Here is a 13,825-nt window from a genome sequence, read left to right on the forward strand (position 1 = left end):
TGCTAGTCTGCTTGCCCATCAAACCACTGTTGCCAGGCTTGCTGCACGATTTCACGCTCATCGATAAAGGCATCAGCCTCCACCTGCCCACTTTCACCAGCTAGGTGGCTACGGTGGAGCGCATTGCGCATCCGGGTATAGGCCGACTTTAATCCCGCCGCCTGCGTCAGTGGCATCACTCCCAGCTCTCCGGCTTGCTCAAAAATACGCGCGTTATCGCTATATCGGGTAAGCGCCGGTTGACTGGCACTGTTGCCGAGCACTAAATATTGCGCCAAGAACTCGATATCAGTGATCCCACCGGCGTCTTGTTTGATGGAGAAGGTATCTTTTTGTCCTGTCGCTTTATGCTGACGCATTTTTTCACGCATGCCACTGACTTGCTCTCGCAGCGTATCGATGTCTCGTGGCGTGGTGAGAATGCGATGACGGACCTGGGTAAAGCCGGACTCTAGCTTAGGATCACCATATATCATGCGTGCACGCACCAGTGCCTGGTGCTCCCATGTCCACGCTTCTTTTTGTTGGTAATCAGCATAAGCTTCGAGCGTGCTCACCAGCATCCCGGAGGTGCCGGAAGGGCGAAGGCGTGTGTCAATGTCATAGAGCACCCCAGAGGGAGTACGTGTAGAGAAAAGATGAACGATACGCTGAGCAAGACGCAGATAAAACTGCCGACCATCAATCACTTTACGACCGTCAGTCTCAATATCCGCGGGGCAGTCATGGAGAAAAACCACATCGAGGTCAGAATTATAACCCAGCTCCCATCCGCCTAACTTGCCGTAGCCAATCACCGCAAAGCCACGCCCCTCGCGCTCGCCCAAGTGTGTTGGTTGGCCATATTTTTCCACCATTTGGTGCCACGCCTGATTGACCACCGCCTCCACAATCGCTTCGGCCAAGTAAGTCAAGTGATCACTGACGCGCATCACAGGTAGCACACCGGCGATATCCGCCGCGGCAATTTTTAATAACTGAACTTGCTTAAACTGACGCACCGCCTCCATTTGTTGCTCCATATCCTCAACGGGGATACGAGCAAGATAATCGCGTAATTCGCTGCAATAGGCATCCGGCGCCAAGGGTTGGTACAAATGGGTTAAATCGAGCAGCTCATCCAGTAGCAAAGGGTAGCGCGCCAACTTTTCTGCCACCATCGGGCTGGCCGTACAAAGTCGTAACAGCTGATCAATCGCCCCGGGGTGCTCATCCAACAGCTCTAAGTAGGTGGTGCGCGTCGAGATATTGAGTAACAGGTGGGTGATATGTGGCAGCACCTGCTGTGGTTGCGGTAACGTCAGTAGCTTACTTAACATGACGGGCATCAAACGGTTGAGCACCTCACGTCCACGAGGGCCCACAGTGCGCTTAGCCAGCTCTTGTTTAAACGCTAATAACTGCCCAGCAATATTGGTGTCCGGTAAATCTAAGCCTGCTAAGATCAAGTGGGCGTTTTCTACATCGCGCGCCATCGCCCATAGATCGTGATATTCAGTATCGACGTCCGTGTCTGTTTCTTGCTCATCTTCGCCAATCAAGCCGGAAAACACCTGATTAACCGCTTGCATATGCTGGGTGATGTCGGCCTGTAAACGCGTCCAGTCATTGACCCCCATGGCGTGACAAAGCCGCTCACGATCAAGGTCGTTATCGGGCAGGGTCTGCGTTTGGTTGTCATCAATGGCTTGTAGGAGGTTTTCAACGCGACGCAAATAGCAATACGCAGCCTTTAATTGGCTTACCTCAGCGGTAGGCAATAATTCCAGTTCCGCAATCGCATCTAAGGTGTCGAGCAAGCCACGTTGGCGCAAACTGGGCTCTCGGCCGCCACGAATAAGCTGAAACGACTGAGCAATAAATTCAATCTCACGAATCCCCCCCGCACCAAGCTTAATATTATCCGTTAAGCCACGCCGACGTACCTCTCGTTGGATTAACTGTTTCATCCGCCGCAACGCTTGAATGGCACTAAAATCGATGTAACGACGGAAGACAAACGGGCGTAGCATCTGCCGTAACGTTTGATAGCAGTCATACTGCTCTTTCCCCATGACGCGCGCTTTCACCATCGCATAGCGCTCCCAATCACGCCCTTGTTCTTGGTAGTAATCTTCGAGTGCGGAAAAGCTCATCACTAAAGGGCCACTATCCCCAAAGGGACGAAGACGCATATCAACCCGATAACAAAAACCGTCCACCGTGGGTTGATCAAGCGCTTTGATCAAGCGCTGCCCTAGCCGGGTAAAGAACTGGGCATTGGCGATGCTTTTTCTCGCGCCCTGGGTTTCTCCCGCCTCAGGGTAAGTAAAGATCAGGTCGATGTCTGAAGAGAAGTTGAGCTCGCCACCACCAAGTTTGCCCATGCCCAAAATCAGCATCGGCTGCGGCTCCCCCTCGGGGCTCATGGGTGTGCCCCAGTCGTGACAGCCGCGCTGATAGAGCCATTGATAAGCTGATAATATTTGCGCTTCCGCAAGGGCTGATAGATGCTGTAAACCTTGCTCAACCGGCCATTGATTGTGGATTTCCTGCCACGCAATCCATACGAGCTCACGCTGGCGGTGCTGGCGGAGTTGACGGTGAAACTCGCTCTCATCCGTCACCGCTTCCAACGCCTGACTCAACTCAGCTTGGTATGTCTGCTCACGCGAGGCTTGCTGGCGATGCTGATACAGCCAGTCGAGAAGTCCAGAGGTTTGGGTTAATGCCTTGGCGACAAACTCGCTACACGCTAAAGCCTGCTCGAGTTGCTCACGCGCCGTGCCTTGCCACTGCGGCACGGCCTCCGGGGCAAATTCATTTAATCGTATCCAGTGCTGATGCAAGCAAGCGGCAAGAGAGTCAGAGAGTACCATGGGCAGTCCTTTTGCTATCGTCCTGTATCGACACTAACAAAAACGGCTCACCGATGCAGCGAGCCGTTGTTGATTACGGATAAAACCTCAAACGTGGTTAGACTTTAAAGGCCTCAATTTTATCTTTGAGTGATTGTGCACTTTGTTCAACCATCTCTGCCGTTTCATGCAGCTCGCCCGCCACCGTCACCGATGCCTGGACCAAATCTTTGACGTTGGTGAGGTTTTGGTTCATCTCACCGGCCACTGACGCTTGTTGTTCCGCCGATGAGGCGATTTGGAAGTTCATGTCATTAAGCGATTGGATTTGCGTGACGATTTGCTCAAGCTCTCCGCCAGCTTGGCTCACTGACTCGACGCCTGTCTTGGCCTCGGAAACACTGCGATCCATCAAGCCCACCGCTTTTTGCGCACTTTGCTGCAACTGGGTGATCATGTCTTGAATTTCCACCGTGGCTTCTTGGGTGTGTTGCGCCAGCTTGCGTACTTCATCCGCCACCACCGCAAAACCACGCCCCGTATCACCGGCTCGTGCGGCTTCTATCGCGGCATTGAGTGCCAGTAGATTGGTTTGCTCTGAAATTCCTTGAATAGTGACCACGACAGTACCGATTTTCTCCACCTGAGCATCGACTTGCCCCACGACCTGAGATGACTCGCTGATGTCGTTGGACAGCTCATTGATGGTTTGGATGGTACTGCTCACGTGCGCTTGGCCACTGTTAGCCTGTTGGCTAGAGGTTTCGGTCGCTTTAGCCGCCTCTCGCGTGTGCTCAGCGACAGTTTGCACGGTCGCACTCATCTCACTCATCGCCGAGGCAAGCTGATCCATCTCAGAGAATTGCTCTTGCGATGACTCTTTGGTTTCCGACATGCTGATCGTCATAATCTCAGCCAGAGAAGAAAGATCATCCGACGCTTGGCGCTGCGCGTTAATCACATCCACCAATTGCTGACGCGATCTTTCCAGCTCACGCGCTAAATCACCAAACTCGTCCCGGCTATTCATCTCAATCGGTTCACTGAGATCACGGTTGGCGAGCGCCCGAATTCTATCGGTAAGATAATTAATTTGCCGCAGCATAATATTGGAGCCGCCCAGCAAAATAACCATGAAAGAGACAATCATCAGCGCGGTTTGCCACGCGACCTGAATCATATAATCTTGGTAATACGCCTGCGCCTCAGACGTCGGTTGTGATGCCACGAGCCACCAATCACTGCCGCCCACGGGCACGGCATAGCCATGACGACCACCGTCATAAACGGTATAGCTAAACGCGCCTGACTGATTGAGAAACAAGTCAGCGACATCGGTTCCGGTGCTTTCATCCGGCACGCGCAACGCGTCAAACTGGCGCATTGAAGGGTGAGACCAGACCTGGCGAGTGGTGCCATTGACCAAATATAAATACGCCCCTTCGCTGAATTCGGCGTTCATGGTATCCACCGCCTCTCGCATCAAGCGTTCCCCATCAGGCTGATCGATGAGGGCACCTGTCATTGCCGCGCTGGATCGCGCTAATTCTTGGGTCTGATTCAGGGTGAACTCAATCACGGACTGGCGAAACGTGTTCGCATCCCACATCTGCTTACCGACCAGAATAATGGTACTAAAGACCATGAGAATCACGAGTTTTGGGATCAAGCGCAGATTGGTAACGGGTTTTTCCCACGCATAAAAGGTATGTTTAGCCATAATCCTGAAAGCTCCATGTCCGTTATTAAGCCAACTGACTGCCAAACGGGCGATTATTAATACTGAGTGATGTTATATCGGCAAACGTCACCCTCACTGAATCCTTGTTTACCGTATTTGTGAAATTTGCCCATAAACAATGCCCATAATGATAAGTTAATCAAATTATCATCACGCACCTTGCCTGTTTATAACGTAAAAAAGTGCCAAGTATATTGATCCTAGAGGCGGTTTTATCGAATCTCCTCAGACATTGAAACTGGATACTCAAGCAAGGTAACCGCATAAAGGCACACATAAAAAAAGCAACCTCCAGGCTGCTTTTTATCACTCTCGTTCGCTTACTCTTGCCAATAAGGAGTAAGACGCAATCCCGTTTGACGGCTTTGCGTCATCGCATGAAACAGTGACTCTTCTTTACGTGCCAACCACTTCTCTGCTTGTTTTTTATCCTCTTCATCGTCAATCTCGACCACTCGCTCACGCACCGGTTCGAGCAAGCGCAGCTCTTCAATGCCTTGCAACATATCGAGCCAAGGCAAGCGGAAGGCTTTACGCCGACTTTTGTCATACAGAGAGGCCAAGCAAGTGCCTAGCAACAAATTGCGTTGCAAGCGAGGGTATTGGTCAAAGTAGTCGTGCCGCGTCAGTGGTTTAGTTTCGTCAAATGCATCAAGCAACTCGTGCCAAGACTCTGGCAGTGCTTTATCGGCCAAACGTTGAATCGGTTGGGCAAGCTTATCCGCCGCTTTATCATCTAAAAACGGTTGCCAACCTTTCGAGAGGATCCAGCGACTTAAATCGAGCAGTAAATTGCAATACCGCGATGTATGTAGCAGCGCGACAATGTCCTCTCGTTCAGGCAACCTCGCTTGTTCGACCTTCAAGCTTTTCACCAAGGTTTTTCGCGCGTTTAATTTACGCAGATATTGGCCTTTGTCTTCACACAGCCGGGCATTCGTCCGAGCATCATCGAGCCACGCCAGTTCACCCTCAAACCATTGCAGCTCTTGACGGAGTAAACTGCTTGCTCGGCGCGGCACCACACTGCCGAATAAGACAAACGCCTGTCGGATCAACAAGACGGCATAGCGAATTTCTTGTAACGCCTCAAAGGACTCACGCTCAATGTAGATTTGCTCGTGATAATGCCAGTGATTCAACGCATGCTCGAGGATCCGAATCAGGGCTTTTTCTTGGCTATCATCAGCGCCGAGTTTAACGATGGATAAGGCTTTAACCGGATCACCCTGATAGCCGGTTGCCAGGCGGTAGCCACGCGCCGCCTTGCTCAAATTTCCGAGGCGTAGGCCACCTTCATCCGCCAGGCTGCGTGCCAGCGAGAACAAGGCGTCGGTTTGTCCGGAAATCAGCTCCAGCTCCACCTCAGAAATCACATCCTTGTCGCCAGCTTCGGTAGAGACCTCGCCTTGATCGCTCGCCAATTCGATTTGGCTACCGTCATCCGTTGCTAACAGCCATTGCTGACGCACAAAATCGGTGGAAAACAACGGCTGGAGAGCTTGGCTCAGTGCATCAACATCCAGATCATCGGGCCATGCATCGACTGGGATCAAAGAAAGATCAGGTTCAGGTCCGTTAAGCTCGGCGTTGTATTCTGGGCGCTGATGCAGCCCAGCCACGACCCGACCTGCCGTTTTGAGGGTTTGAATGTACACACCATCAAAACGACGTACCCGCAAACCGATATCGTGTTTACGTAGGGTAAAATCTGGCGTATCGAAGTAGATGTTTCCCAGCTCACGCTGGCTTTGCTGTAGCTGTTTTACACTGACAATTTTATCGCGAATGCGATGAGAAAAGTCAGAAGAGACAAAAAATTTGAGCTCTATCTCAGTGTCCATACGGTTACCTATAGCCAATTGCCTGACAAGGATATGAACAATTGATCCTGTCGGCAAGCGCTATCACTACCAGGCTTGATCACGCGCACTGAGGCAGAGATCACAAAAGCTATTTCTTTAGCCTATGTTCTGCGCTACCATCGCCGCTCCGATATACCATCGTTGAACTTTTCGCCTCTCTTTTTTGCCCTCTGGGCTCGAGGCAACCAGGTAGATTACGGCTATGCCAGTCAATACAATTGTTGGGCTATTTGCAAAAAGCCCTATTAAACCACTGCAGCGTCACGTAAATCGTGTAAACGATTGTTGTGAGTTACTGATCCCCTTCTTTCATGCTTGCGAGCAACAAGATTGGGATAAGGCAAATCAACTCCGTCAGCAAATCTCAGATATTGAGAAAGATGCTGATACCCTAAAGCGCAATATCCGGCTTAAGTTACCACGAGGTCTCTTTATGCCCGTCGATCGCACGGACATGCTCGAGCTCCTCACCCAGCAAGACAAGCTGGCAAACTTAGCCAAAGATATTGCCGGCCGCGTGATAGGCCGTCAGCTTCGTATGCCCCCCTCAATGAATGATGCCTTTATCGCCTATGTGCAGCGATGCTTAGATGCTGCCGCGCAAGCACGCCGCGTGATCAACGAGCTTGAAGAGCTACTTGAGACTGGCTTTAAAGGGCGCGAAGTCACCTTAGTCGCCGAAATGATTCATCAGTTGGATGTGATTGAAGACGATACCGATTCTATGCAAATCCAACTTCGCCAAGCATTAATGGCCGTTGAGCAGGAGTACAATCCTGTTGACGTCATGTTCTTGTACAAAATCCTCGAGTGGGTCGGTGAAATTGCTGACCAGGCGCAACGTGTGGGTGCGCGCTTAGAGGTCATGCTTTCCCGTTCCTAACCGAGTGATGTAACAACAAGGTATTACAATGGAAATCCTGATGAATCACGGGACCATACTGATCATGGTCGCCGCGGCTTTTGGTTTTTTAATGGCGATTGGTATTGGAGCCAATGACGTCGCGAACGCGATGGGCACCTCTGTGGGCTCAAAAGCACTCACCGTGAAGCAAGCCATTATTGTGGCGATGATTTTTGAATTCGCCGGCGCGTATTTAGCCGGTGGTGAGGTCACAGACACCATTCGCAAAGGTGTGATTGACACCAGTTTTTATGCTGACCAACCGTTGGAATTAGTCTTTGGCATGATGTCCGCGCTACTGGCGGCTGGCTCTTGGCTATTACTTGCCTCATTCATGGGTTGGCCCGTCTCCACCACCCACTCTATCATTGGTGCGATTATTGGCTTTGCCTGCCTATCGGTTGGCGCAGATGCAGTCGATTGGCATACGGTGCAAGGCATCGTTGGCAGTTGGATTATCACCCCTTTTATCTCTGGCTTGTTCGCTTACTTTATATTCTTAAGTGCACAACGACTGATTTTTGATACCGACCGCCCTGTCCTTAATGCCAAACGTTTCGTGCCGCTTTATATGTTTCTCACCGCGTTTATTATCGCGATGGTCACCATCAAAAAAGGTCTCAAACATGTTGGCCTCCACCTGACAACCCTAGAGTCCGTAAGTGCCTCCATCGTGCTCTCTGCCATGGTGATGTTTTTTGGTGTTTATTACATTTCTAGAAAGTATCGCGGCGATGAAAATCAAGGTTTTCAGGGGGTTGAGCGGATATTTAGCCTATTAATGGTGGTCACCGCCTGTGCGATGGCCTTCGCACACGGCTCAAATGACGTGGCCAATGCCATTGGTCCGCTATCGGCCATCGTGGCCACGGTACAAAACCTCGGTGCTGTAGCGGAAAAAGCACAAATCGCCTGGTGGATTTTACCGATGGGTGGCGCGGGGATTGTACTCGGCCTTGCCACCATGGGACACAGAGTCATGGCGACCGTGGGCTCGGGCATTACTGAGCTTACTCCAAGTCGTGGTTTTGCCGCGCAACTGGCGACCGCAAGTACGGTTGTGCTCGCCTCAGGCACTGGCCTCCCTATTTCAACCACACAAACCTTAGTCGGCGGCGTTTTGGGCGTTGGCTTTGCCCGCGGTATTGCCGCACTCAACTTGGGTGTGGTGCGTAATATTGTTGCCTCATGGCTGATCACCTTACCCGCGGGGGCCTTGTTGGCTGTGATCTTTTACCAAGTGATGACCTCGCTATTTGCGTAACAAGCGCCGGTGATGTCAAATCACAGTCAAAAAAAGGGGGGCATGGCTCCCCTTTCTTTTACGCCTATGGCACTATGCCCAGCAAAGCCGATGTGTCCCACACTGAAATTATGCAAAGGACCCCAGACGTGAAACACCTGTATTCTGCTCTCGTATTGCTGTTCGTTCTCGTTGCCGCGCCTCGAGCGATGGCAGAAAACTATATTTCTGATGATTTGTTCACTTATATGCACTCAGGCCCGGGCACACAATATCGTATTATCGGCAGTGTCGATGCGGGTGATAAAGTCACTGTGCTAAAACGCAATCGCGATGAGGGCTACACCCAAGTAGTTGATAGCCGTGGCCGTAAAGGCTGGGTAAAAAGTGACTACGTGACCACACAACCTGGCTTAAAAGAACGCGTGCCGGCGCTAGAATCAGAGCTGAAAAAGGTAAAGTCCGCGCTGGCCAGTGCAAAAGATGATGCTAAAGCACAACAAAAAGGCTTGGCTGAATCCCTTAAACAGCGCAACGCGCAGATTGAGAAGCTAGAAGCACACAGCAGCGAACTCAATAAAAAACTGATTGATGCGCAAAGCGAAATCCGTGCTTTACGCGCCAAAATAGATACCCAAAAAGATGATCTTCTGATGCGTTGGTTCACCTACGGTGGCATGGTAGCCGGCGGTGGCTTACTGTTTGGCTTGGTGCTGCCACATCTTATCCCACGTAAAAAACGTCGCCGCGACGGCTGGGCATAATCGTGAATGAAAGGCTGCATTGGCAGCCTTTTTTATTGCGATCCTGATAGCGGCCTTTTAAGCACACGGTGGGCGTGCTGCTAGGCTCTATGTATACTTAAACCCATTCGCGACACAAACGTGATTGTGTCTTCTCTTTGTCATTAAGGAGTTTGGTGTGGAACATTATCTTGTCGGCGGTGCTGTACGTGATGCGCTATTAGGCTTGCCGGTCACAGATAAAGACTGGGTAGTGGTCGGTGCCACCGTCAAACAAATGCAAGCAGCCGGCTACCAGCAAGTCGGCCAAGATTTCCCCGTCTTTTTACACCCCACCACACACGAAGAACACGCCCTCGCCCGCACTGAACGAAAATCAGGCCAGGGCTACACCGGGTTTATTTGCGACTTCTCGCCAGATATCTCACTGGAAGCGGACCTTCAGCGCCGCGATCTCACCATCAACGCCATCGCCCAAGATGAAGAGGGCAGCTTGATTGACCCGTATGGCGGTCAGCAAGATTTACACAACCGCATTCTACGCCATGTCTCGCCCGCCTTTAGCGAAGACCCATTACGGGTACTGCGCGTGGCACGGTTTGCCGCCCGTTTTGCGCCACTCGGCTTTACCATTGCCGATGATACCTTAGCGCTGATGAAAACGATGGTCGCCAAGGGCGAGCTCGCCCACCTCACCCCTGAGCGGGTTTGGCGCGAGTGGGAAAAAGCACTCGGCAGTGATTGTCCCGATGTGTTTCTTGCTGTGCTGCGCGATTGTGGTGCCCTTGCCGTGGTGCTCCCTGAAATCGACGCCTTGTACGGCGTGCCGAATCCGGCCAACTGGCACCCTGAAATCGATACCGGCATCCACACGGAAATGGTCAGCCGTTATGCCGCCTCATTGACCGATGACAAAAGCATCCGCTTTGCCGCACAAGTCCATGATCTCGGTAAAGCCCTCACCCCTGTCTCCATCTTGCCCGGCCATCGCGGCCACGGTGATCGCGGACTGCCCGTTATCAAAGAGCTGTGCGAGCGACTACGTATCCCCAACGCCTATCGGGATTTGGCCTTGGTGGTCAGTGCGCACCACTCCAAGATTCATAAGTGCGATCAACTCAGCCCTGAGCATTGGGTTGCACTATTTAACCAAATCGATGCGTGGCGCAAACCCGAGCGGGTCGAGCAATTGGCCTTGGCGTGTTTAGCTGATGTGCGTGGCCGCAAGGGACGTGAAAACTATCACTATCCACAAGCCGATGCCTTACGCGAGCGCTTTGCTTGCGCGCAACAGGTAGAGGTTAAGCCGATTGTCGACGCCGGCTTTAAAGGCGCGGCGATTCGTGATGAGCTGCATCGCCAGCGTATTCAAGCGGTGGCCGCGTGTCCGGCGCCCGCCTGTCCCGACGCGGTTAGCGCATCGCGTTAACGGAATTCTCGCGCGGCCACCGACAAGGTGGTGAGCGTCGGAGTAAGGTCAATCAACTTACCGGCAATCACGTGCACCACCTCGCCTTGCCGCTCGACAATGCCATGCACTTTCAACACCTTGGCTTGCATAAAAGTACGGGATTGCGCCCGTGCCGTCCCCGCCCAAACCACCACATTGATATTGCCCGTATCGTCTTCCAAGGTGACAAAGGTTACGCCACTGGCGGTGCCGGGGGACTGCTTGCCCGTCACCACACCCGCTACCGCCACCCAGCTTTGTGGCGCACACTGTGATAACTCAACACCACGGGTAAAACGCCCCAATGTGCCGGCTTGCGCCATCAAACGAATGGGATGATCAGTGAGCGACAGCCCCATGGCCGCGTAATCTTCAATCACGTTCTGCCATTGGGAAGGCGAGTGAGGCAACGCAACCTCATCGTCACTGGCCGCCAGTAGCGGCAGTTGCCGCTGCTGATCCATCAGTGCCCAGCGCGCCTGATAGCGATTGCCAGCCAGCGTCGCCAATGCACCGCTACTGGCTAGGGCTTGATAGGCATCGCGGTCAAGATGAATCTCTTGCAGTGCCGATAAACACGCAAACCCCGTCTCTGGGCGATGGGCCAGCAATCGGTCTATTGCCGCCGCACTCAACCCTTTGACTAATCGCAATCCTAGCCGCACGCCCCACTGATCGCCGATCTTTTCTAAACAATGATCCGCCCCCGAGTGTTGCACACAAACCGGCCACACAGGCACTTGGTGGCGCGTGGCGTCTTGCATCAATTGTGACGGTGAGTAAAACCCCATCGGCTGGCTATTGAGCAAGCCGGTATAAAACGCGGCGGGATAATAATGCTTTAGCCACGCTGATACATAGGCCAAAACCGCAAACGAAGCCGAGTGGCTCTCAGGAAAGCCATAATCACCAAACCCACAGATTTGCCGGTAAAGCTGCTCGGCAAAGTCGGCGCGATAGCCTCGCGCGGTCATCCCAGCGATCAATTTGTCGCGAAACGGCGCCAGTCCGCCCTTTTTTTTCCAAGCGGCCATCGCGCGACGCAGCTGATCCGCTTCCCCACCGGAAAAGCCGGCCGCCACCATCGCCAGTTTGATCACCTGCTCTTGAAAGATAGGCACCCCAAGCGTGCGCGCCAGCACTTGCTCAACCGCTTTGGACGGGTAACTCACCGCTTCTTCCCCATCACGGCGCTTTAGATACGGATGCACCATGTCACCTTGAATCGGACCGGGGCGGACAATGGCAATTTGGATTACCAAATCATAATAACAAGCCGGTTTGAGCCGCGGCAGCATACTCATTTGTGCTCGCGACTCAATTTGAAACACTCCCACGGTATCGGCGTGCTGAATACGCGCAAACACCGCCGGATCGTCGCCTTGTTGGGTGATCGCCGCCAAACTCAAGCGAGGGCCTCCGGTTTGGGCAATCAAATCAAAGGTACGCCGAATCGCAGTGAGCATGCCCAGCGCCAGTACGTCGACTTTCATCAGATGCAGCGTTTCCAGATCGTCTTTATCCCACTGGATCACCGTCCGCTCTGCCATCGCCGCATTTTCCACCGGCACTAACTCATACAAAGGCCCATCCGCAATCACAAAGCCGCCGACATGCTGAGAAAGGTGGCGCGGAAAACCGATCAACGTCTGGGTAAGCGACAGCCATTGTTGGCTTTTCGCGCTTTTAGGATCGAGGCCCAAGTGCTGAAGTTGCTGCGTCCAAGGCTGGGTTTTATCGCGCCGATTGAGATTTTGAATAAAAAAATCAATCTGGCTAGCGGGAATCGCCAACGCTTTGCCCACATCGCGTAATGCGCTTTTCAGCCGATAACGGATCACGGTTGCCGCCAAGGCGGTCCGCTCACGGCCATATTTTTGGTACAAATACTGAATGACTTCTTCACGGCGCTGGTGCTCAAAGTCGACATCAATATCCGGCGGCTCGTCGCGCTCTTTGCTAATAAAGCGCTCAAACAGCACATCGACTTTGCACGGATCCACCGCGGTGATCCCTAAGCAATAACACACCACCGAGTTCGCCGCCGATCCGCGCCCTTGGTATAAGATCCCACGCGATTGGGCAAAGCGCACCAGATCGTAAATGGTCAAAAAGTAATACGGGTAATCGAGCGTCTCGATAAGCGAGAGCTCTTTTTCAATGATGGCTCCCACGTCACGAGGCACGCCCTTAGGGAAGCGCTGCTGTGCGCCTTGCTTGACCGCCTCACGCAGATAGGCCATCGCAGGCTCGCCAGTCGGCACCACTTCTTTGGGGTAGCTGTATTTGAGGCTCGCCAGGGAAAACTGACACTGAGCGGCAATGTTGGCACTTTCCGCCAGCCACTCAGGGGGGAATAGAGAGCGTAGTTTAGACCGCGGGCGTAAGGCGCGCTCTGCATTGGGTAATAACGCCCTTCCCAATTCAGCGACAGGCTGGCGATGCCGAATCGCCGTTAAGGTATGATGTAACGCTAGTCGCTCAGGGTGATGCATCAACACATCACCACACGCCGTGACACGAAGCCCATACTGGCTTGCCAGCATGCGACAGTGTGCCAGATACGGATGGTCGTTATCCGCTAGATCGCGCCGCACGGCCAGATACAAGCGCTCGGCATGATAACGCAGCAGCCATTTTGCCCAGTGATGATCACTCTCCGCGCCACTGGGTAGCCATAGCACTAAGCCATGACGCACCGACATCAAGTCCCACTCGCTCAGCTGGTAGTCGCCTTTTTGACTGCGCCGCCGCGCATTGGTGATAATCCGACACAGCTCTTGGTAAGCCGCTTGGGTGGGACACAGTAGAACAACATCTAACGCATGCAGGCGAAAGCGACTGCCAATGATCAGCGAAAGCTGCGGATAATCACGCTGGGCTTGATACGCACGCACCACTCCTGCGACCGAGCATTCATCAGTGATCGCAAGCGCTTGATAGCCCAATGCTGCCGCTTGCGCCACCAGCTCTTCCGGGTGTGAGGCTCCCTCAAGAAAGGAGAAATTGCTGCAACATACCAGCTCGGCATACGTACTCATC

The 13,825-nt window shown here is 52.8% G+C and carries 8 protein-coding genes; 4 read left to right on the top strand and 4 right to left on the bottom strand.

Annotated features, from left to right (window positions below):
- Positions 1–2 precede the first annotated feature (2 nt).
- The 3 genes from glnE to EHW58_RS09010 form a co-directional block, all read right to left on the bottom strand.
- Positions 3–2,858: a bifunctional [glutamate--ammonia ligase]-adenylyl-L-tyrosine phosphorylase/[glutamate--ammonia-ligase] adenylyltransferase gene (gene glnE / locus EHW58_RS09000; protein WP_152796016.1), complete on the bottom strand. Its 2,856-nt coding sequence runs from the start codon at positions 2,856–2,858 to the stop codon at positions 3–5.
- 97 nt (positions 2,859–2,955) lie between these two features.
- A complete protein-coding gene (locus tag EHW58_RS09005) occupies positions 2,956–4,557 on the bottom strand; it encodes a methyl-accepting chemotaxis protein (protein ID WP_152796018.1) in 1,602 nt (533 codons plus the stop codon).
- A gap of 341 nt (positions 4,558–4,898) precedes the next feature.
- The gene (locus EHW58_RS09010) at positions 4,899–6,422 is read right to left on the bottom strand and encodes an inorganic triphosphatase (RefSeq protein ID WP_152796020.1); all 1,524 of its coding nucleotides are present in this window, start codon (positions 6,420–6,422) and stop codon (positions 4,899–4,901) included.
- 223 nt (positions 6,423–6,645) lie between these two features.
- On the opposite strand from EHW58_RS09010, the gene EHW58_RS09015 reads away from it, so the two are divergent.
- The 4 genes from EHW58_RS09015 to EHW58_RS09030 all read left to right on the top strand — a co-directional run bounded on the left by EHW58_RS09015 (position 6,646) and on the right by EHW58_RS09030 (position 10,762).
- Positions 6,646–7,326 carry a TIGR00153 family protein gene (locus EHW58_RS09015; protein ID WP_046074245.1) on the top strand — a complete coding sequence of 227 codons (681 nt, stop codon included), beginning with the start codon at positions 6,646–6,648 and terminating at the stop codon, positions 7,324–7,326.
- A gap of 28 nt (positions 7,327–7,354) precedes the next feature.
- Positions 7,355–8,611: an inorganic phosphate transporter gene (locus EHW58_RS09020; RefSeq protein WP_046074246.1), complete on the top strand. Its 1,257-nt coding sequence runs from the start codon at positions 7,355–7,357 to the stop codon at positions 8,609–8,611.
- Positions 8,612–8,721: 110 nt separating this feature from the next.
- Positions 8,722–9,354, top strand: coding sequence for a TIGR04211 family SH3 domain-containing protein (locus EHW58_RS09025; RefSeq protein ID WP_152796022.1), 633 nt, complete (start codon positions 8,722–8,724; stop codon positions 9,352–9,354).
- 157 nt (positions 9,355–9,511) lie between these two features.
- Positions 9,512–10,762 carry a multifunctional CCA addition/repair protein gene (locus EHW58_RS09030; protein WP_370517846.1) on the top strand — a complete coding sequence of 417 codons (1,251 nt, stop codon included), beginning with the start codon at positions 9,512–9,514 and terminating at the stop codon, positions 10,760–10,762.
- Here EHW58_RS09030 and EHW58_RS09035 read toward each other — a convergent pair.
- Positions 10,759–13,824, bottom strand: a complete 3,066-nt coding sequence (locus tag EHW58_RS09035) for an error-prone DNA polymerase (protein WP_152796026.1) — start codon at positions 13,822–13,824, stop codon at positions 10,759–10,761. The two genes, EHW58_RS09030 and EHW58_RS09035, sit on opposite strands and share 4 nt — an antisense overlap.
- Position 13,825: the final 1 nt, after the last annotated feature.

Origin of the sequence: Salinivibrio sp. VYel1, assembly GCF_009377945.1 — a bacterium.
Lineage (GTDB): Bacteria > Pseudomonadota > Gammaproteobacteria > Enterobacterales > Vibrionaceae > Salinivibrio > Salinivibrio siamensis.